General features: G+C 38.0%; 22 protein-coding genes. 15 read left to right on the top strand and 7 right to left on the bottom strand.

Annotated elements, in window-relative coordinates; translation table 11 throughout:
- The first annotated feature begins 158 nt into the window (after positions 1-158).
- The 5 genes from metN to metQ all read left to right on the top strand — a co-directional run bounded on the left by metN (position 159) and on the right by metQ (position 4,475).
- Complete coding sequence (metN, locus tag PTQ27_RS01910; protein WP_273748291.1) at positions 159-1,193, top strand: methionine ABC transporter ATP-binding protein MetN; 1,035 nt, start codon at positions 159-161, stop codon at positions 1,191-1,193.
- On the top strand, positions 1,183-1,860 hold the full coding sequence (locus PTQ27_RS01905; protein WP_273748292.1) for a methionine ABC transporter permease: 678 nt from the start codon (positions 1,183-1,185) through the stop codon (positions 1,858-1,860). The genes metN and PTQ27_RS01905 overlap by 11 nt, the downstream gene beginning before the upstream one ends.
- Before the next feature lie 21 nt (positions 1,861-1,881).
- A complete protein-coding gene (locus tag PTQ27_RS01900) occupies positions 1,882-2,706 on the top strand; it encodes a MetQ/NlpA family lipoprotein (protein WP_273748293.1) in 825 nt (274 codons plus the stop codon).
- A gap of 78 nt (positions 2,707-2,784) precedes the next feature.
- Positions 2,785-3,615 carry a MetQ/NlpA family ABC transporter substrate-binding protein gene (locus PTQ27_RS01895; protein ID WP_273748294.1) on the top strand — a complete coding sequence of 277 codons (831 nt, stop codon included), beginning with the start codon at positions 2,785-2,787 and terminating at the stop codon, positions 3,613-3,615.
- Between the two features lie 68 nt (positions 3,616-3,683).
- Positions 3,684-4,475, top strand: coding sequence for a methionine ABC transporter substrate-binding lipoprotein MetQ (gene metQ, locus PTQ27_RS01890; protein WP_273748295.1), 792 nt, complete (start codon positions 3,684-3,686; stop codon positions 4,473-4,475).
- 61 nt (positions 4,476-4,536) lie between these two features.
- Here the strand turns inward: metQ and dld are convergent, their stop codons facing one another.
- Complete coding sequence (gene dld, locus PTQ27_RS01885) at positions 4,537-6,228, bottom strand: D-lactate dehydrogenase (protein ID WP_273748296.1); 1,692 nt, start codon at positions 6,226-6,228, stop codon at positions 4,537-4,539.
- Positions 6,229-6,354: 126 nt separating this feature from the next.
- Here dld and PTQ27_RS01880 point away from each other — a divergent pair, with 126 nt between their 5' ends.
- From PTQ27_RS01880 to PTQ27_RS01870, 3 genes are all read left to right on the top strand, one after another.
- Entirely contained in the window at positions 6,355-7,200 is an 846-nt protein-coding gene (locus PTQ27_RS01880) for a patatin-like phospholipase family protein (protein ID WP_273748297.1), read from the top strand.
- Positions 7,201-7,350: 150 nt separating this feature from the next.
- Positions 7,351-8,502: a methionine adenosyltransferase gene (gene metK, locus PTQ27_RS01875; protein ID WP_273748298.1), complete on the top strand. Its 1,152-nt coding sequence runs from the start codon at positions 7,351-7,353 to the stop codon at positions 8,500-8,502.
- 119 nt (positions 8,503-8,621) lie between these two features.
- Entirely contained in the window at positions 8,622-9,785 is a 1,164-nt protein-coding gene (locus tag PTQ27_RS01870; protein WP_273748299.1) for an MFS transporter, read from the top strand.
- Positions 9,786-10,233: 448 nt separating this feature from the next.
- On the opposite strand, the gene rsmI is transcribed toward PTQ27_RS01870, so the two are convergent.
- Positions 10,234-11,106, bottom strand: coding sequence for a 16S rRNA (cytidine(1402)-2'-O)-methyltransferase (rsmI, locus tag PTQ27_RS01865; RefSeq protein ID WP_289622710.1), 873 nt, complete (start codon positions 11,104-11,106; stop codon positions 10,234-10,236).
- Positions 11,107-11,187: 81 nt separating this feature from the next.
- Here rsmI and PTQ27_RS01860 point away from each other — a divergent pair, with 81 nt between their 5' ends.
- The 4 genes from PTQ27_RS01860 to dolP are packed head-to-tail and all read left to right on the top strand — an operon-like array spanning position 11,188 to position 14,448.
- Positions 11,188-12,909 (top strand): penicillin-binding protein activator, encoded by a 1,722-nt coding sequence (locus PTQ27_RS01860; RefSeq protein WP_273748300.1) that lies wholly within the window; start codon positions 11,188-11,190, stop codon positions 12,907-12,909.
- On the top strand, positions 12,884-13,255 hold the full coding sequence (locus tag PTQ27_RS01855; protein WP_273748301.1) for a YraN family protein: 372 nt from the start codon (positions 12,884-12,886) through the stop codon (positions 13,253-13,255). Before PTQ27_RS01860 ends, PTQ27_RS01855 begins: the two co-directional genes overlap by 26 nt.
- Positions 13,256-13,263: 8 nt before the next feature.
- On the top strand, positions 13,264-13,848 hold the full coding sequence (locus tag PTQ27_RS01850; RefSeq protein WP_273748302.1) for a D-sedoheptulose-7-phosphate isomerase: 585 nt from the start codon (positions 13,264-13,266) through the stop codon (positions 13,846-13,848).
- 9 nt (positions 13,849-13,857) lie between these two features.
- A complete protein-coding gene (dolP, locus tag PTQ27_RS01845; protein WP_273748303.1) occupies positions 13,858-14,448 on the top strand; it encodes a division/outer membrane stress-associated lipid-binding lipoprotein in 591 nt (196 codons plus the stop codon).
- Between the two features lie 70 nt (positions 14,449-14,518).
- Here the strand turns inward: dolP and argE are convergent, their stop codons facing one another.
- The 4 genes from argE to rdgC are packed head-to-tail and all read right to left on the bottom strand — an operon-like array spanning position 14,519 to position 17,991.
- Positions 14,519-15,667, bottom strand: a complete 1,149-nt coding sequence (gene argE, locus PTQ27_RS01840) for an acetylornithine deacetylase (RefSeq protein ID WP_273748304.1) — start codon at positions 15,665-15,667, stop codon at positions 14,519-14,521.
- A 13-nt stretch (positions 15,668-15,680) separates the two neighbouring features.
- Complete coding sequence (locus tag PTQ27_RS01835) at positions 15,681-16,511, bottom strand: DUF998 domain-containing protein (RefSeq protein ID WP_273748305.1); 831 nt, start codon at positions 16,509-16,511, stop codon at positions 15,681-15,683.
- Positions 16,465-17,070, bottom strand: a complete 606-nt coding sequence (locus tag PTQ27_RS01830) for a beta-phosphoglucomutase family hydrolase (RefSeq protein WP_273748306.1) — start codon at positions 17,068-17,070, stop codon at positions 16,465-16,467. Before PTQ27_RS01830 ends, PTQ27_RS01835 begins: the two co-directional genes overlap by 47 nt.
- Positions 17,071-17,082: 12 nt before the next feature.
- A complete protein-coding gene (gene rdgC / locus PTQ27_RS01825) occupies positions 17,083-17,991 on the bottom strand; it encodes a recombination-associated protein RdgC (protein WP_273748307.1) in 909 nt (302 codons plus the stop codon).
- 70 nt (positions 17,992-18,061) lie between these two features.
- Here rdgC and proC point away from each other — a divergent pair, with 70 nt between their 5' ends.
- Both proC and PTQ27_RS01815 read left to right on the top strand, forming a co-directional pair.
- Entirely contained in the window at positions 18,062-18,880 is an 819-nt protein-coding gene (gene proC, locus PTQ27_RS01820; protein WP_273749040.1) for a pyrroline-5-carboxylate reductase, read from the top strand.
- Positions 18,877-20,034, top strand: a complete 1,158-nt coding sequence (locus tag PTQ27_RS01815) for a 3-phenylpropionate MFS transporter (RefSeq protein ID WP_273748308.1) — start codon at positions 18,877-18,879, stop codon at positions 20,032-20,034. The genes proC and PTQ27_RS01815 overlap by 4 nt, the downstream gene beginning before the upstream one ends.
- Before the next feature lie 56 nt (positions 20,035-20,090).
- Here PTQ27_RS01815 and PTQ27_RS01810 read toward each other — a convergent pair whose 3' ends face one another.
- On the bottom strand, positions 20,091-20,303 hold the full coding sequence (locus PTQ27_RS01810; protein WP_273748309.1) for a cold-shock protein: 213 nt from the start codon (positions 20,301-20,303) through the stop codon (positions 20,091-20,093).
- 349 nt (positions 20,304-20,652) lie between these two features.
- On the opposite strand from PTQ27_RS01810, the gene proQ reads away from it, so the two are divergent.
- Positions 20,653-21,195, top strand: a complete 543-nt coding sequence (gene proQ, locus PTQ27_RS01805) for an RNA chaperone ProQ (protein ID WP_273748310.1) — start codon at positions 20,653-20,655, stop codon at positions 21,193-21,195.
- The last annotated feature ends 38 nt before the right edge of the window (positions 21,196-21,233 follow it).

Here is a 21,233-nt window from a genome sequence, read left to right as displayed (position 1 = left end):
TGAAAATCAATCATACAAAACGGCAATTTATTTCAAGTGCAAGCAATTATTTTATGCGTTATGCTTATTTGGAATAAAAAAATAGGGTTAGTTGATTGACATAGCATTCTAGACGTCTAAAATAACAAAAAATAATTTTAATTAATGTGGATAGAAAAATGATTGAGCTGAAAAATATCAGCAAACAATTTGAGGTAAAGGGCAAAAAAATAACTGCTCTTGATAATGTAAACCTTGAGGTTCCTAAAGGCACAATTTATGGTGTGATTGGGGCATCAGGTGCAGGTAAAAGTACCTTAATTCGTTGCGTAAATTTATTAGAACGCCCAACAATGGGGCAAGTGATTGTTGATGGGCAGGATTTAACAGCAATGTCGGATAAAGAGCTTATTCACGCTCGCCGTAACATTGCAATGATTTTCCAACATTTTAATTTACTTTCTTCACAAACTGTATTTGAAAATGTGGCATTGTCACTTCGTTTAAGCAATACACCAAAAGTTCAAGTTGAGAAAAAAGTGAATGAGTTATTGGAGTTAGTAGGATTAACTGATCGTAAAGATGTTTACCCTGCGAATCTTTCTGGTGGTCAAAAGCAACGTGTGGCAATCGCTCGTGCTTTAGCAAGTGACCCGCACGTATTATTATGCGATGAAGCAACCAGTGCATTAGATCCTGCAACAACACAATCTATCTTACAGTTATTAAAAGATATTAATAAACGTTTAGGATTAACAATTTTGCTCATTACACACGAAATGGAAGTGGTAAAACGTATTTGTGATCGTGTGGCTGTAATTGATAAAGGGCAATTAATTGAATCTGGTTCAGTTAGTGAGATTTTCTCAAACCCGAAAACAGAATTGGCACAAAAATTTATTCAATCGACATTCCATTTTGATTTACCTCCGGAATATACAGAACAACTTTCATCTGAACCAACTGAGAATGGTAACCCGATTATTAAATTTGAATTTACAGGTCGCTCTGTTGATGCACCATTACTATCAATCGCCTCTAAAAAATTCGGCATTGATTTTAGTATTTTGATGTCGCAGATTGATTACGCAGGTGGGGTGAAGTTTGGGTTTGTAATTGCAGAGGTAACCGGGAATCCAGATGCCATAGCAGAAGCAAAATTTTATTTAATTGATAATAATGTAAAAGTAGAGGTGTTAGGTTATGTGGGATAATTTTATGGCTGAATTGACCCCACAAATGTGGAATTTAGTATGGCAATCTACTTTTGAAACAGTCTATATGGGATTTGTAGCAACAGCACTCTCTGTTGTTATTGGGTTACCAATAGGTTTTTTAGCCTTTTTAACTGGTAAAGGCGAGATTTTAGAAAACCGTCGTTTGCATCAGGTTTTAGATGTCATTATTAATATTGGTCGTTCAATTCCTTTTATTATTTTGTTAATTATTTTATTGCCTTTTACACGCTTAATTGTTGGTACTACGCTTGGTACAACTGCAGCTATTGTGCCATTAAGTGTTTCGGCAATTCCATTTTTTGCCCGTTTAACATCAAATGCATTACTTGAGATTCCTGCTGGCTTAACAGAGGCAGCAAAATCAATGGGTGCAACAAATTGGCAGGTAGTAAGCAAATTCTATTTACCGGAATCGTTACCGATTTTAATCAACGGTATTACCTTAACGCTAGTTGCATTAATCGGTTATTCTGCAATGGCTGGTGCTGTTGGTGGCGGTGGTTTAGGTAATTTAGCAATTAGTTATGGTGAACACCGTAATATGGTCTATGTGAAATGGATCGCAACCATTATTATTGTAGCGATTGTGATGGTAAGCCAAAAAATTGGTGATTATTTAGCAAAACGTTACGATCATCGTTAATTTTTAAATTGAGGTTTTCCTATGAATTTTAAGAAAGTATTAAGCATCGCTTTGGTTTCTGCACTTGCATTAACCGCTTGTAAAGATGATAAAAAAACGGAAGCAGCACAACCTGCACCTTCAGCTAAAATTAAAGTAGGGGTTATGTCTGGCCCTGAACACACTGTGGCTGAAAGAGCTGCTCAAGTAGCAAAAGAAAAATACGGCTTAGAAGTTGAGTTTGTATTATTTAATGACTATGCCTTACCAAATACGGCAGTAAGCAAAGGTGATTTAGATGCAAATGCTTTCCAACATAAACCTTATTTAGATAAAGATAGCCAATCAAAAGGCTTAAATAACTTAGTGATTGTGGGTAATACTTTTGTTTACCCGTTAGCAGGTTATTCTAAAAAAATTAAAAATGTATCTGAATTAGCAGATGGTGCGGTAATTGCAGTACCAAATGATCCATCAAATCTAGCTCGTGCGTTAATTTTATTAGAAAAACAAGGTTTAATTAAATTAAAAGACAATACTAACTTGTTCTCAACCTCGTTAGATGTTATTGAAAACCCGAAAAACTTAAAAATCCAAGAAGTTGATACTTCCGTTGCGGCAAAAGCATTAGATGATGTGGATTTAGCAGTCGTAAATAATACTTATGCAGGTCAAGTTGGCTTAAACACTCAAGATCACGGTGTTTTTGTGGAAGATAAAGAGTCGCCTTATGTAAACATTATCGTTGCTCGTGAAGACAATAAAGATTCAGCAAACGTACAAAACTTTATTAAGTCTTACCAAACTGAAGAAGTGTACCAAGAAGCACAAAAACACTTTAAAGATGGTGTAGTAAAAGGCTGGTAATATTTTTATAACTTAATGGCGATTACGCTTGCTAATCGCCTTTTTAATCTCTTAAACTCAATATAGGAAGGATCTACAATGAACTTTAAAAAATTATTAAGCGTGGCATTAGTGTCTGCTTTAGCTTTAACAGCTTGTAAGGATGAAAAAGCACAAGCGGCAGCAGAGCCTGCGAAAGCAGAAAAACAAGCACCATTAAAAGTTGGTGTAATGACAGGGCCAGAGGCTCAAATGACAGAAGTTGCAGTGAAAATTGCAAAAGAAAAATATAATTTAGATGTGCAGTTAGTGCAATTTACTGAATACACTCAGCCAAATGCAGCATTGCACGCTAAAGATTTAGATGCAAACGCATTCCAAACTGTGCCGTATATGGAACAAGAAGTAAAAGATCGTGGTTATAAATTGGCGATTATCGGTAATACTTTAGTATGGCCAATTGCAGCATATTCTAAAAAAATTAAAGATATTTCCGAACTACAAGATGGTGCAACAGTTGCGATTCCAAACAACGCAAGTAATACTGCTCGTGCATTATTATTACTTCAAGCACACGGTTTGTTAAAATTAAAAGATCCAAACAATGTGTTTGCAACAGAAAACGATATTATTGAAAATCCAAAAAATATCAAAATCAAACAGGTTGATACCGCATTATTAACACGTACCTTAGATGATGTTGATTTAGCGGTAATTAATAATACTTATGCGGGACAAGCAGGTTTAAGCCCAGATAAAGATGGCATTATTGTGGAATCTAAAGATTCTCCATATGTAAACTTAGTGGTAAGCCGTGAAGATAATAAAGATGATCCTCGCTTACAAACCTTTGTAAAATCGTTCCAAACTGAAGAAGTATTCCAAGAAGCGTTAAAATTATTTAACGGCGGCGTAGTAAAAGGTTGGTAATCTAACCAAATAGAAATGGGCAATGCAGAAATGGATTGTCCATTCTTTTTAGTAAATAAGGAAACATAATGAAATTAAAGAAAATATTAGGCATTGTTGCAATTTCTTCTGCTTTTTTAACCGCTTGCGATAAAAAATCGGACACACTAAAAGTTGGTGTAATATCAGGTCCTGAACATAAAGTAATGGAAGTAGCGGCTAAAATTGCGAAAGAGAAATATCAGCGAGATGTTGAGTTAGTGGTGTTTACTGATTATGCCACACCAAATGAGGCATTAAATAAAGGGGATTTAGATCTTAATGCTTTTCAACATAAACCTTATTTAGATAATCAGATTAAGGAAAAAGGCTATAAATTAAAGCCTGTTGGTAATACCTTTGTTTATCCGATTGCAGCTTATTCTAAAAAAATTAAATCGCTAGACGAATTAAAAAATGGAGACACAATCGCTGTACCAAATGATCCGACAAATTTAGCCAGAGCATTAATTTTGTTAGAAAAACAAGGTTTAATAAAATTAAGAGCTGAAGCAGGTTTAAAAGCAACTAGCGTAGATATTCTTGAAAATCCTCGCCAATTAGTGATTCAAGAAATAGAAGCCCCTCTTTTACCAAGAACATTAGATGATGTGGCATTTTCAATTATTAACACAACCTATGCAGGGCAAAATGGTTTAACACCAACAAAAGACGGTTTATTTGTCGAAGATAAAGACTCCCCTTATGTGAATCTTATTGTTGCTCGTGAAGATAACCATCAGTCAGATGCAGTAAAAGATTTTGTAAAGGCTTACCAAACAGAAGAAGTTTATAACAAAGCCAATGAAGAATTTAAAGGGGCGATGATAAAAGGGTGGTAATTTGAAAACAGAAACAGACAGCTTTTAATTGTCTGTTTCTGTTTATAGCGATTCTCTCCAACTACTGCCAGAATTTTTTCTTAGATGTTTGTCCAATGCCAGGGTTAAAGCTATTGGTTGGATCTAATGCCTTATAGAATTTTCGTAATTCTGGCTTTGCCTCATATAAATGCCCAACATTATGCTCAGCAGGGTATTGAGCCCCACGTTTATCCAACAATTTAAGCATTTCGTGTTCTAATTCCATACAATCATAACCTTTTTTCACAATATAATCTTGATGGAAAACGTGGCACATAAAATGGCCATAATACAACTTATGACTTATTTTATTATCAATTTCTGGTGGAAGTTTCTCAAACCAATCAGAATCATTTCGACGCAATGCAATATCGAGTGCGACAATATCTTCAACCTCATCGCTATGAATCGCACGATAACGAATGGCTGCAGAGGCTACTGCAAAACGGTGTAACATTGCCGCTTGAGTTTCTACGGCATCACATTCAAAATATTGCCCTTTGCTACTATCAGCAAAGTAGTTTTTTAGGAATGTTCTTGCTTCTTGAACCCCTTCTCCGCCCATCTTAATAATTAAATGATGTTCGAATTGATCTCTATAGTGCCATAATTTTTGCGGTAAATGCTCAGGCAGTATTTTGGCTGTCCACTGTAAGACTTTATCGCTTAAGTGAGCAGGTAAAAAAGAGAGTTTTTTCGATAATCGATCAACTTTAGCTTTTAATGAAAAAAGTTTAGGTAACCAATGAGTACCAAATTTTTTGATGACCCAAAATGTATCTTTACCATAACGAGCTGCTACATCGAAAGCGTCTCTGTGAATATATTCGCCTGAAATAGGTAATACTTTAAATTCACTTAACATAGTACGGCGAACATCATTTAGCACTTGGGTTTGATTCGTGCCAAGATAAAACACTGCAGTATCTTTTTCTAATGGGAAGGTATCTAACCGAACAGCAAAAATAGCTAATTTCCCTGCAGATCCAGAAGCTTCATAATGACGGGCAGGATCGGCATTAAAGCGAGCAGGGCTATCTTCATTGACTTGGCGAACGTGATTACAATAATGATGATCGTGCCCTTTACCGCAATCGTGCTGAATATCTTTACGTTGATAGCGATTTTCTTGCAGATTCGTCAAAATTTCTTCGGGGCTATCGCCTAAATCAATACCCAAATGGTTCTTTAATTCTAGTTCTCCATTTTCATTTAATTGTGCATATAATGCCATTTCCGTATATGCAGGGCCTCGCTGAACAAGAGCTCCGCCAGAATTATTACAAACACCGCCAATAACAGAGGCTCCAATACAAGAGGAACCAATAACGGAATGAGGCTCTCGCCCGTGAGGTTTTAATAAAATCTCTAATTCATTTAACGTTGAGCCAGGCAAGCAGACGACTTGATTTGCATTATTAATTAATTGAATACCATTAATTCGCATTGCATTGATGATCACAATATCACGATCATAGTCATTACCACTTGGTGTGGAACCGCCGGTTAGTCCGGTATTAGCGGCTTGTGCAATAACGATTACATCAGCTGCAACGCAGGCTTTCAATATATGCCAAAACTCAAGCAATGACGCAGGGCGAACGACAGCTAATGCATTTCCTGTGCCAAAGCGGTAACCAGAGCGGTATTCTTCATTTTTAGTTGGATCTGTAATAATGTATTTTTCACCAACTATCTGCGTCAATTCAGAAATAAGTTGTTGAGAGGTCATTTTTGTTACTCCTTTGTTACAAATGATAAAAAATTCTAACAAAAAAATCGGGTGATTTTTGTGAGCAATCTCACAGATTTGCAAATTATTCGGGTTATAATATTGCTACTTAGATAGGGAGGTAGTATGAAAATAGGATTAGTTCTTGAAGGTGGCGGAATGCGTGGGCTTTTTACCGCAGGTGTACTAGATGTTTTTTTAGAAGAAAATATTCAAGCACAAGGGGCTGTTACGGTTTCTGCAGGGGCATTATTTGGTATTAATTACCCCTCCAAACAAAAAGGGCGAGTGTTGCGGTACAACCTCAAATACCTTAATGACAAACGCTATATGGGCTTTCATAGCTTGCTGACGACAGGCAATGTGATCAACCGTGATTTTGCCTTTTACGAATTACCCTTCACACTCGACCCGTTTGACCAAGCAGCATTCCAACAATCACAAATGGATTTTTGGGTAACCGTAACCAATGTTGAAACCGGCGAACCCGAATACATCAAAATTGAAGATGCCTTCACCCAAATGGAAGCATTAAGGGCAACTTCAGCAATGCCGTTAGTCTCTAAATTGATTGAAATTAATGGCAAAAAATACCTTGATGGCGGTATTTCGGATAGTATTCCACTAAAAAAATGTCAAGAGTTAGGCTATGACAAAATTATTGTAATTCTTACCCGCCCGTTAGAATACCGTAAAAAGCCAAGTGTAATGTGGCCATTTAAGTTATTTTACCGTAAATATCCAAAATTAGTTGAACGCTGGGAAAATCGTTATATGGAATACAACCAAGCGGTGGAACAGGTTATCCAACTTAATGAAAAGCAAAAGATTTTTGTTATTCGCCCAAGTAAAACGCTTGAAATTAGTCGGTTAGAAAAAGACCCAACTAAAGTACAAGAAATGTATGATTTGGGGGTAAACGATGCAAAAAATGCAATAGAAAAGCTACGAGCATATTTAGCTAAAAGTTAAAATATCATTTGCCTAAAACGCTCAAAAAATATATTATAGACGTCTAGACGGAAATACTTCCAAAAGAATTTTAAACAAGCGGTTCTAAATGATAAAAATTTTACCAAAAACAACCGCTTGTTATTATTTTGAATAAAAAGAGGAATAACAATGGCTATTAATTTATTTACTTCTGAGTCAGTTTCAGAAGGACATCCGGATAAAATCGCAGACCAAATTTCTGATGCGGTATTAGATGAAATTTTAAAACAAGATCCTAAAGCACGTGTTGCTTGTGAAACTTATGTAAAAACAGGTATGGCATTAGTGGGGGGCGAAATTACCACTTCAGCTTGGGTAGATATTGAGAATTTAACTCGCCAAGTAATTTGTGATATTGGCTATACTCATTCAGATATGGGCTTTGATGCTCACTCTTGTGCAGTGTTAAATGCGATTGGTAAACAGTCGCCAGATATTAACCAAGGGGTTGATAGAGCTGATCCTTTAGAGCAAGGTGCGGGCGACCAAGGCATTATGTTTGGATATGCTACTAACGAAACAGAAGTATTGATGCCTGCCCCAATTACCTATGCTCACCGTTTAATGCAACGTCAAGCAGAAGTGCGTAAATCGGGCAAACTAGATTGGTTACGTCCAGATGCAAAAAGCCAATTAACTTTTGCCTATGAAGATAACAAAATTATCGGTATTGATGCAGTAGTGCTTTCAACCCAACACGCTGAGCATATCTCACAAAAAGATTTAATTGAAGGTGTGATGGAAGAAATTATCAAACCTGTATTACCAAGTGAGTGGTTAAGCCAAAATACCAAATATTTTATTAACCCGACAGGTCGCTTTGTAATCGGTGGCCCAATGGGCGACTGTGGTTTAACAGGCCGTAAAATTATTGTAGATACCTACGGCGGTGCGGCTCGTCACGGTGGTGGTGCATTCTCTGGTAAAGATCCATCAAAAGTAGATAGATCAGCAGCTTATGCAGCTCGCTATGTAGCAAAAAATATTGTTGCAGCAGGCTTGGCAGACCGTTGTGAAATCCAACTTTCTTATGCGATTGGGGTAGCGGATCCAACTTCTATTATGGTGGAAACATTCGGCACAGGTAAAGTAAGCAACGAAACTTTAGTTAAATTAATTTACCAAAACTTCGACTTACGCCCTTACGGTTTAATCAAAATGTTAGATTTAATCAAACCGATTTACCGTGAAACTGCTGCTTACGGACACTTTGGTCGTGAACATTTCCCTTGGGAACAAACAGATAAAGCCGAAGCATTAAGAGCTGGTGCAGGTTTATAAAACATTAATATAGTAGCCCATTATTTTTAGATAAAGATAAAAATAATGGGCTTGTTTTTAGATTATAAATATCAGCAAAATTTCGATACATCTTTGCTTAATTTCTTACTCATACAAATATGATAAATCTTTTACTTGCCATAATTTATCTCTCATTTATTAGTCTTGGCTTGCCTGATGCAATTTTAGGTGCATCTTGGCCGACAATGCATCAAGATTTATCTGTGCCACTTTCCTATGCGGGATTGGTGTCTATGATTATGTCAATCGGCACTATTTCGGCAAGCCTGCTTTCAGATAAACTTACATACCACCTTGGCACCGGCAAAGTAATGGTAATTAGCGTGGCACTTACTGCCCTTGCTTTATGGGGCTTTTCTATTAGCCATTCATTTTGGTTGCTTTGCCTATGGGCAATTCCCTATGGCTTAGGGGCAGGTGCAGTTGATGCCGCCTTAAATAACTATGTAGCGGTTAATTATGCCAGCCGCCATATGAGCTGGTTGCACTGTATGTGGGGAGTGGGGGCTTCGCTTGGGCCGCATATTTTAGGGGGTGCTTTATTGCAGGGCAGAGGCTGGGATACAGGCTATTACTACATCTCATTATTCCAACTTGGTTTAACCGCTATTTTATTTGCCTCTTTACCGTTATGGAAATCTCGCAAAATTAAAAATAACACCGAAAATCAGCCGGAGTTTTCACCTTTGCTTTTAAAAGAGGTGCTTAAAATCCCAGGGGTAAACTATGTGATTTTAGCTTTTATCGGCTATTGTGGTGTAGAACAAACCGCAGGGCTGTGGGCAAGTAGTTATTTTGTATTAGCGAACGATGTGGGGGTTGAACAAGCTGCAGCATTTGGTAGCTTATTTTTTATTGGTATTACAGTCGGCAGGGCAGTAAGCGGTTTTTTAACCCTCAAACTAAATAACCACCAAATGATAAAACTTGGTTTTAGCGTGATTTTACTTGGTATCATCATCTTATTTTTACCGTTAGGGAAATACATTACCTTAGTCAGTTTAATTACTATCGGCTTAGGTTGTGCCCCCATTTACCCTTGCTTGGTTCACTCAACCCCAGACTTCTTCGGCAAAGATAAATCGCAGGCGGTTATTGGCATTCAAATGGCGAGCGCTTATGTCGGTATTTTAATTCTGCCACCTATTTTTGGTGTGATTGCCAATCACATCAGCATTAAACTATTACCACTTTATTTGCTGATTATGCTGGGGTTAATGGTTTATGCTTATCGAGGTTTGTTGCGGAAAACGGCACAGTAATAGGGATTTTGCTCTTTTAGGGATAATGGTGTAGCACAGTATGGTAGAGTGAGTGGCCCAGCACGGCAGAGCCGTGTATGAGTCAGCCCCGTTAGGGCTGATTTTTTCAGAGTGAGTAGCCCAGCACGGCATAGCCGTACAGGGTTAAGTATGAGTCAGCCCCGTTAGGGCTGTTTTTTTGAAGCTCTTGCCCTTAGGGAGAGAGACCGCTTATTGAAGCGTTTAGCGAAATAAGCAGAGAGAGGGTAATTGGGTAAGTTTGTAAATTTTTGTGGGAAATAGACCGCTTATTTGGGTACGAGCGAGGACGCTCGCACCATCGTGAGTAGCACGGTATGGTCGAGCTAGTAGCCCAGCACGGCAGAGCCGTACAGGGTTAAGTATGAGTCAGCCCCGTTGGGGCTGTTTTTGAAGCTCTCGCCCTTAGGGAGAGAGACTGCTTGTTGTGTTAATTGAAATGTTCTAGCCCATATTGGTATAGGGCATTTTTTTTGTAGCCAAAGGTTTCGGCTACAATGCCGGCTGCTTTTTTTAGCGGGAGTTCTTGGCAGAGTAAGGCTAATAGTTTTACTGCTTGGCTAGAGAATTCAGCTTCTTCGCTTTCCGGTTTGCCTTCCACAATAAGCACAATTTCGCCTTTTATGCGGTTGCTGTCTTCATTGAGCCATTCAAGTAAATTGCCTAGCGGTTCGCCGTGAATGGTTTCCCAGGTTTTGGTAATTTCTCGTGCCATTACCACATAGCGTTCTGCCCCAAAGATTTTTTGCATATCGGCAAGGGTGTCTAAAATGCGGTGGGTAGATTCGTAAAAAATCAGGGTGCGGGGTTCGTTTTCAAGTTCGGTTAATTTGTCGCAGCGAGATTTTGTTTTAGCCGGTAAGAACCCTTCAAAGCAAAAACGGTCTGATGCTATGCCTGAGGCACAGAGTGCGGTAATGGCGGCACAAGCCCCTGGCACCGGCACTACTTTAATACCGGCTTGGCGGCAGTGGCGAACAAGGTGAAAACCAGGGTCGCTAATAAGCGGGGTACCGGCATCGGAAATTAAGGCGATGTTTTCGCCTTTTGTTAATTTTTCGACTAAAACGACCGCTTTTTGTTGTTCGTTGTGGTCGTGTAAGGCAAAGAATGGCTTTTTAATGCCGTAGTGGCTTAATAATAAACCGCTGTGGCGGGTGTCTTCGGCAGCAATTAAATCGACAGAGGCAAAGGTGTCTAACGCTCGTTGGGTAATGTCATTCAAATTACCAATCGGGGTGGCGACAATATATAAAATTCCGTAGTTTGGGTTGATCTCTGTTGAATTTTGTCTGTTTTTCATTTGCTTTTAGCTCATTTGATAAGTAAGATTTCATATTAATTTTTACGTTATGTAATATTATATGATATCGAGGAGAATACAATGGCAACTATTTTACATCGAACAGTAAAAAAAGCGTTTGTGCCAACTGCAATCGCATTATTTATTTCAGCCTGTACTTCGGTTAATCCTGTCACCGAATCTATTAAAAACGAGGCTTATTCAAGCTCAGAATTCTATATTAATAAAGCAGATCAAACAAAACAGAAAGAAGATAAGATCTCATATCAATTATTGGCAGTGCGTAAGTTAATTGATGAAAATAAAGAGTATGAAGCTCAAACATTGTTTAGCGAGATTATGACAACTGAAATGAATGAGGTTCAAAAATTAGAGTATGCTTTAGTTTCTGCGCAGCTTTCGGCATTGCAGGGTAAAAATGCTCAAGCAACTAGCCTATTGAAAGCCATTCAGGAACCATTGTTAAGCCCTGCACAACGTTTGCGTTATATTCATACGCAAGCTCGCATTGCGGAGAATCAGAATGATGTTATTGGTATTGTACGAGCCAGATCTTTGCTTAATCAATATTATCGAATGAACCGTGAACGCCAAGAAAATAATGATATGATTTGGCAAACATTGCGTGGTGCTAATCGTGGAATGTTAGCAAATACAATGCCTGAAGCAGGTGAAATGGAGCTTGCCGGTTGGTTGGCATTGATTAATCTTTATAATCAAAATATTACCACACCGGCACAAATGCCACAGGCAATTAATAATTGGAAAAATCAGTACCCAAGCCATAGTGCTATAACCGTAATGCCAACAGAATTACAGGGTGTAAGTAATTTCCAACAGACGCAATTAAATAGTGTAGCGTTATTATTACCATTAAGTAGCGATGCGAAAATCTTAGGCGATATTATCCAAAAAGGTTTTAATGATGCCAAAGCTGATGACCCAACCAATGTACAGATTTTTGATACCGATTTGTCTGATGTAAACTCAATTATTGCTCAAGCAAAACAGCAGGGGGCAAATATTGTGGTTGGGCCGTTATTGAAATCTCGTGTTGATGAAATGCTAGCGGGCTCAGAGCTTCAAAATATTAATGTGTTAGCCTTAAATGCAACGGAAAATGTGCGTAATATTCCTCAACTTTGCTATTACGGGTTATCGCCAGAGTCTGAAGCTCAATCGGGTGCGGAAAAAATGTATCGAGATGGGCATAGAGTAGCAATAGTGGCAGCCCCTCAAGATGATTTTGGGCATCGTTCTGCGGAAGCATTTGCAAAACGTTGGCGTCAGCTAACAGGGGCTGATGCAGATGTGCGTTATTACTATCAACCGTTAGATTCAGTTGCTGCAATTCAAAATGCAGGTATAAGTCGTGCAGGGTTATATATATTAGGTAATGCAGAGCAAGTATTAGATATTAAACAAGGTGTTGATAATTCAAATTTAAAAGAGCGTTTAGCACTTTATACTTCATCTCGTAGTAATTCCCCAAACAATGGTATTGATTTCTACACTTCAATGGAAGGGGTAAAATTTAGTGAAGTGCCATTATTGGCTGATCCAACCTCAAACGAATATAAAAAAGCGGAAAATTTAGCAAGTAGCGATTTTTCAATGATGCGTTTATATGCAATGGGGGCAGATGCTTGGGCATTAGCGAATAAATTTAATGAATTTCGCCATATTCCAGGTTATAAAGTTTCTGGCTTAACTGGTGAGTTAAGTGCTGGTCAAAATTGTAACATTGAGCGTAATTTGTCTTGGATGCAATATCATAATGGGGCTATTCAACAAGCTTATTAATCGACGGCAACAAGGTTCGTTTTATGAGCAGAAAGCCCGAGAGTTTTTAGAAGCTCAAGGGCTTAATTTTGTTGTCGCTAATCAACACTTTAAATGTGGCGAGCTTGATTTAATTATGCAAGATGGTCAAACTATTGTTTTTGTTGAAGTTCGCCAGCGCAAGAGTAACCGTTTTGGTAGTGCTGTGGAGAGTGTTGATTATCGTAAACAACAGAAATGGCAAAATGCGGCGAATATGTGGCTGTTAAAACAAAATCAAAGTTTAGATACCGCAAATTGCCGTTTTGATGTTGTTGCATTTGAAGGGAATCATACACCTTTATGGATTCCTAACTTTTTAGGTTAGATAAAATAATGTTAAATAAAATCCAAGATAGATTTACTGAAAGTATTCAAACTCAAATTTTAGCCGCAGAATTATTACCTAATAAATTAAGTGAAGCGGCAAATCGTATTGTTGCTTGTTTGTTACGTGGTAATAAAGTGATTGTTTGTGGGCACGGGCATTCTTATGGTAATGCTGAATTGCTAGTCAGCCATTTATTGCATCGTTATGAGTTGGCAAGGCCTAGTTTTTCTGCGGTGCAATTACAACTAAATGGGGTTTTGGCAGGGGTTTTAACGTTAGATAATGAGCTAGAGAGTATTTATCGTAAGCAATTACAAGCAGTGGCAAAAGCAGGTGATTTGTTTATTGTTTTTTCTCCTGCGGGTAATGAAGAATCTGTATTGCAAGCTATTCACACGGCTAAAAATCAGGAGCTAGATCTTGATATTATTGCATTTACAGGAAGCCGAAATGATCATACTCTAGGTGTATTAGATGAAAGTGATATTGAAGTTTCAGCTCCTTCAACTAATGACTCAAGGGTTGTTGAAAGCCATCATTTTTATGTAAATTTATTGTGCGAATTGATTGACCATTTACTTTTCTCTTAAGGAGATATTATGAATAAACTGATTAAAGGTGTTTTACAAGGTAGCTTGCTTGCAGTGGGTTTTCTTTCTTTACAGGGTTGTATTACTACTGCCGTGGTTACTTCTGCTGCTGTTGCAACGAAAGTTGCAACGGATCCTCGCACGACAGGTACTCAGATTGATGATGAAATTTTAGAGGAAAAAGTCGCTTACAATATCAATAAAGATGAGCAAATTAAGGAAGAAGCTCGCATTAATGTTGTTTCCTATAACGGTAAAGTATTACTTATTGGGCAAGCCCCTAGTCTTGATGTTGCTGAGAATGCAAAAAATTTAGCAGCCGGTGCAGAAGGTGTTTCTGAAATTTATAATGAAATTCGCCAAGGTGAAAAAATTGGCTTTGCACAAATAACAAAAGACAGCTGGATAACGACTCAGGTTAAATCTAAATTATTAGTTAATGGCGAGGTTAAAGCCACTGAGGTTAAAGTGGTTACTGAAAATGGCGAAGTTTTCTTGATGGGGAAAGTGAGCCAAATTCAAGCAGATGCCGCAGCCGAAGCTGCCAGAAATGTAAGTGGTGTAACGAAAGTTGTAAAAGTATTTAGTTATGCACAATAAATAAATTAAAGGGTTAAGGTTTAGACTTTAACCCTTTTTTAATTGCAAAATATGTAATAAATCTAACCGCTTATTCGCAACAAAAATGGTAAATTAATTTTGTTAATAACTCTTTTGTTGGTTGAATATATTTTAGTTCTAAATATTCATTGGGTTGATGAGCTTGTTCAATCGAGCCAGGGCCTAATACTAAGGTTGGGCAGAGTTGCTGAATAAATGGAGCTTCTGTGCAGTAGTTTACCGCATCGCATTTTTCGCCTAATAATTTTTCAACCACTTGTACAATTTGGGCAGAATGTTCACATTCATAGCCTGGAATACCGTCGTGTAAATGGCGGATTTCAACTAAATCACCATATTGCTCTAGCATTGGTTGTAAATGTTCATTTACCATTGCATAGAGATCTTCTATTGGCATATTGGGTAATGGTCGCATATCAAACTGTAATTCACAACAAGCACAAATACGGTTAATGGCATCGCCACCGTGAATATTGCCAAAATTCATTGTTGGGTGCGTGACTTGAAATAACGGATTGTGGTATTTCTCTCGTAGTTCATCTCGCATATTCATTAAGTAGCCAATAGATTGATGCATTAGCTCAATGGCGTTAATGCCTTTGTCTGGATCGCTAGAATGTCCGCTTTTGCCAGTAATTCTAATGGCTTCGCCTACGTGGCCTTTATGTGCTCGAATTGGTTTAAGCGAGGTTGGTTCGCCAATAATGGCACAGTCTGGGCGAATATGGGTGTGTTGTGCAAAGGTTTTTGCCCCAAGCATTGTAGTTTCCTCATCGGCGGTGGCAAGCACTCGAATCGGCTTTTTAATGTTAGATAAATCGAGTTGGCTAATCACTTCTACCACAAAAGCGAAAAAGCCTTTCATATCTGCCGTGCCTAAACCGTAGAGTTTGCCGTCTTTTTCTGTGAGTTTAAATGGGTTAAATGTCCATTTTCCATCATCAAATGGTACGGTATCGGTATGCCCTGCCAGTAATAAACCGCCTTCACCTTCGCCATAAGTAGCCAGTAAATTGTATTTATTACGGCTGCCTTCAACGGCTAAAATTTCGGTTTTAAAACCAAAATCGGCAAGCCAAGAGGCTAGCAACTCGATTAGTTGTTGGTTGGAGTAATCTTCTTCTGCGACTAAACTAGATATAGTGGGTAGTTCAATCAGTTGTGTGTAACGGTCAATAAATGGAATGTTGTGTTTCATTATTTATCCTGTTTTAGGGGAGTTTGCGTAGACGATTTATCATAGCAAATCCGGCTATAATTTCCCAAATCATAATAGTGTAAATACCAGCTCTTTCAATTAATGGGCTAAAAACCGTGGGCAAGCACATTGTAACAATAATACAAGAAAGCCCAATAATGCCGGCAATAATGCTAAATCGTTTGAAGTAGCGAATAGAGGGGGTATCAGTATCTAATCCTGCAATAATGAGTGTGAGATTACCAATTAAAAAGGTAATACTTGCACCTAAGTTATAAAAACCAAATTCACTATGTTCGCCATTTTGAATACCTGCAATTAATGAGCAGCCAACTGAAAAGAAGAAGGCTAAAATTAAGCCGATAACACGCAATTTATTGTGTGTAATATGCGTAATGCCTATTGCATAAATAAAGAAAAAAATGCCCGCTTGTAATTTAAACATTATGCTCATTACGTTGGAAAGTGGCGAGAGCTGGCTAGTTTTTTCGCCTATTAGTGTGCCAACGGGAATGAGTAATTCTAATGTACTATGATGAAAATAAGTTGTGAGCGATCTTTCACTAAATAAAATAGTAAAATGTTCGGCAACTAAATAAAACAACCCGCTAAAAGAAGAAATAATAGCAACGATAAAAATCAAAAAAGCACAACTTTTACGCACACAAGGGTGCATTAAAAATGGGTAAAATTTCACCCCAAATGAACCACTTGTAAAATAGTTTTCAATCGTTTTTGAAATGTGTGCTAATTGTTGAATAAGGGTTTTGAACCAATCTACTTTCATATAAATATTATTAGCGAGTTGCTTTAGTAATTTGATTTGTTCTAACGTCAAAGACATCCATTCCGCCATTGAGTGCGGCTTGTACTCCAAGATCGGCATCTTCAAATACCAAACAATGTTGTGGTGCGATACCTAATTGTTCAGCACATTTTAAGAATGTATCAGGAGCCGGTTTGTGATTTTTGACATCTTCGGAATCTATAATAACAGAGACGTAATGACGTAAGTTAAACTTTTTATCTAATAAGTTTACCATTGTGCGATGCGAACCTGTGCCAATCGCCATCGGCTTTTTACCTAAATTAGCTTTGATAATGTCAAAAGCGGGCAGAAGAGTGGCATTTTCTAACACCATTTCTAAGCCAAATTTACGTTTCATTTCAACAATTTGCTCAAAGTAATGTTCAGGAATATTGGCTCTTTTCATTATTTCACGAGCTATAATATAAGTGGTTGAACCGCTTAATTCATACATCGCATCAGGTTCAATGGGGTAGCCTAACACTTGTCCAACTTGCTCCCACGCTTTTGCGTGGCTTGGCATTGTGTCGATTAAGGTACCGTCCATATCAAAAATAAGGGCGTCATATTGTTCAATAACAGATTGTGCTAACATCGGTTTTCCTTCTTAAATACGTTCTTTAATACCACCAAACTCTTCAATCATTTTTTCAGTAAAGAGTTTGAGTTCTTCGGTCATCAGTAAAAAGTCGGCATCAAAGCGTTGTGCCACATCTTCTTTTAAAATATCGTCGTTTTTTTCACGCACTTCATCAGCAAATTTTAAGCGAGAGAGGGTGGTATCTTCATTTAATACGCAAGAGAAATGGTTCTCCCATTCGATTGCAAGTTTAGTGATAAATTTGCCCGCTTGTAAATGTTGAGAAATCTCTTCTGTCTCTAAATCTTGGCGTTTACAACGAATAATACTGTCGGTATCAAAAGATTTTAACTCTGCCTCTTCTAATAAATTTAACCAGTTTGGTGTATATCCTTTTGCAATCCAATTTGTCATTACTTCCGCAGGCGGTAAGGTAAACGAAATAGGTACGACTGGGAGTGAGCCTAAGGTTTTACGCAATAGGGCTAACGTATCTTCGGCACGTTTGCTTGAGGCAGCATCGACATACACAAGTTGCTTATCTAAATCTAGCCAAATGGCAGTAAATTGGTGTTTGCTAAATGCTCTTGGCAACAAGACAGACACAACCTGATCTTTTACTGCCTGCTTTTCTGTTTTTTTCAGCTTTCTAGCCTCTTTTTCTTCTAGCTCTGCAATGCGTTGCTCAGTTTCGGCTTTCACCACATTGGCGGGTAATAATTTATCTTCTTTGTGCGAAATGAGCAAAAATTGTTTACCCTGTGAAAAATGTAATAATTCCGAACCGGCAAGAGGGCAAGCCCAACCGAATTTACTCATATCGTGTTGAGTACAAGGGGTAAATTTTGTTTCTTGCAGTTGTTCTTCAAGCTGTTGGCTTTCAAGGGAAAGCTCACTTGTTAAACGATAAATCATTACATTTTTAAACCAAACCATTTTTGCATATCCTTTTAAGGTGTAGAATGTGCTTATTCTAACAGAAACCGACACAGTAGAGAATTTGTTAATGGAACACAAAAAACTTGCCTTTATCGGCACAGGTAATATGGCGTATGCGATTATTCAAGGCTTATTAAAAAGTGGCTACCCAGCAAATCAGATTATTGCTTGCAATAAAAGTAACCTAGCCCGTAGAGAAGCATTACAAGCGGTCGGAATTGCGACAAATTTTGCAAATAAAGTAGCGGTTGAACAAGCTGATGTGATTGTGCTGGCAGTTAAACCACAAATAATGGCGGAAGTCTGTGCGGAATTTTCTGATGTTGATTTCAGCCAGAAATGGGTAATTTCAGTGGCTGCTGGTATTTCTGTAGAACGTTTAGAACAGTTATTACCGAGTGCTAACAATATTATCCGCACAATGCCAAATACACCTTCGCTAATTGGCGAAGGGGTAACAGGGTTATTTGCAAAAAAATCGGTAAATTCGACCGCTTGTCAATTTGCAGAAGAATTGATGGCAGCAGTTGGGAAGTGTTATTGGGTAGAAAGTGAAGATAAAATTAACCAAATTATTGCCATTACAGGCTCAAGCCCCGCTTATTTTTTCCGTTTTATGGAAGCAATGCAGCAAAGTGCTATGCAAATGGGTTTTTCAGAGCAAGACGCTCGTTTCTTAGTGCAATCGGTAGCCTTAGGAGCTACGAAATTGGTTGAGGCAAATCCTCAAACGCCACTTTCCACTTTGCGAGAAAATGTAACCTCAAAAGGTGGCACGACGGCAAAAGCGTTAGCAGTATTTGAACAACATCATTTAGCGGAAACAGTCGATAAAGCAATGTGGGCGGCTATTCACCGGGCAGAAGAAATGGAGAAAATGATATGATCGCAGTTTCCCCTTTTAAATGGGCAGCCTTTAATTATTTTGGTTATTTTTGTGCGTATGGGGTCTTATTACCTTTCTTACCCGTTTGGCTTAAACATCATGGCTATTCAACGGAGGTTATCGGCTTACTAGCAGCGATTGGTTACGTATTTCGCTTTATCGGCAGTATGCTTTCTTCACAACGAGTGAAACAAGTGAATCAGCTTATTCCAACTGCCCGCAGTTTAACTTGGCTGAATGTAGCCGCTGCAGTGATTTTAGCCTTTTCAGGTGAGTCTATTTGGTTAGTATTTCCTGCTTTAATGTTATTTCAATTATTTAATTCTGGCTCAATGCCGATTGCTGATAGCATTGCCTCTATTTGGCAACGTCAAATTGGGCTTGATTATGGGCGAGCTCGCTTGTTTGGATCTATTGCGTTTGTGGTCGGTTCGCTTTCAGCAGGCTATTTAATCGGATTATTCGGGGAAACTATCGTTGTTTGGATAATGGTAGGCTTTCTGGTTTTATTAGGCTTAGGGCAACTTGCTACGCCACAAGCTGGCTTTGAAGAAAAAGAGGCAGTAAGTAATCACTCATCAATTACTTATTTGCAATTACTGAAAGAGCCGGAAACGTTGAGAATGTTAATTGCCGCCTCGCTGATTTTATCTTCTCACGCAGCTTATTACACTTATAGTACCATTCACTGGACGAATGCTGGTATTGCCACAGAAATTACCAGTTTGTTTTGGGGATTGGCAGTGGTTGCCGAGATTTTATTCTTCTTAGTCTCTAAACGATTGTTTAAATCTTGGAGTACTGCTCGTTTAATGGTGCTTGCGGCAATTTTTTCATTTATTCGCTGGGCGATTATGGCAAGTACAACGGCAATTATACCGATGATTTTTGTGCAAACCTTACACGCAGTTAGTTTTGGGGTAACGCATTTTGCGATGATTCGGTATATTTCAGCCCAGCTACCTGAGCGAGTAACTAAACTACAAGGCTTATATTTTGGTTTAGCAAGTTGTGCAATGATGGCTCTTTTTACCTTTATTGCCGGTATGCTTTATCAATATTCCCCAAGTTTAACATTTGGCTTAATGGCAGCCTTTGTTGTTCCTGCTCTTATTATTGTACCGAAGAATCTTGAAGTGCAAATTTCAAAATAAGCTAGAAATAATAATGCCGGCAATATGCCGGCATTTACAATCAGATCAATTAAGAATTAGATGTTTTTTACGTTTACTGCTGATGCACCACGTTCTGAATCTTGGATTTCAAATTGAACTTTTGCACCATCTTCTAATGTGCGGTAGCCGCCGTTTGATTCAATAGCAGAGAAGTGAACGAATACATCTTTTCCACTTTGATCTGGTGTGATGAAACCGAAACCTTTAGTTGAATTAAACCATTTTACTGTACCAGTAACTGCTGACATAGGATTTTCCTTATAAAATATAAAAAGTGATAAAAACAGCTAAACGGGATATTACAGACGTATCTATCAATCACTTACCTTTAGGAAAATAACTAAAAAGATTCAACTTTAATTAACGCACGAACAGCTTTCGCCATTACACCACTTATTCATTTTTTACGCAAACGATTTTTTATACTTTTCTGAACAATCTCATAAAAAAAGAGTCTATGGTATTTGTACTCTGTTGGTGTAAATTATATGGACGAAGCCTTATAAATCAAATATAGTATCCAGTTAGATTTTATCTTATTCAATTAGATTTTATCTTATTCAATTATTGAATTCTTTTATTAAACGGGACTTATTTATGTCGGAACAACAAGTAGAACAAAAAACAGAACAAACTAACAATAAAACAAACCCAAGTACAAAGGAAGTTGTTGCTTATTTAGCAGAAAAATTCCCGCTTTGTTTTAGCCTAGAAGGTGAGGTAAAACCGCTAAAAGTTGGGCTTTTCCAAGATTTAGCCGAAGCATTGAGTGATGATGAGAAAGTGAGTAAAACTTTGTTACGTCAGGTGTTACGTAATTATACAAATTCTTGGCGTTATTTAGCTGCTAGCCAAGCAAATGTCGCTCGTGTTGGGTTACAAGGCGAAGAGGTTGGTGTGGTAAGCGAAGAAGAAGCAGCTCACGCAGCAGAAACATTAGCCGCAGCTAAAGCCGTGGTCGCAGAACGTAAAGCACAAGAGCGTAAAGAACAACGTAAAGCATTTTTTAAACAAAAAGCACGTGAAGAAAATGCTAAAAAACGTGCAGCATATAAAGCTAAGAAAGCAGCATCTGATAATTTACCTAAAGCATCAGATGAAAGTTTAGCTGCTTTAGCAAGTAAATTTGGTCGTAAATAAGTTTTCCGACCTATTTTACGACTCAACAAGCGGTTAAT

This window comes from Mannheimia cairinae, from assembly GCF_028649535.1.
GTDB classification, from domain to species: Bacteria; Pseudomonadota; Gammaproteobacteria; order Enterobacterales; family Pasteurellaceae; genus Mannheimia; species Mannheimia cairinae.
Note: the sequence above shows the minus strand (reverse complement) of the source record. Positions and strands in the feature narration are given on the sequence as shown.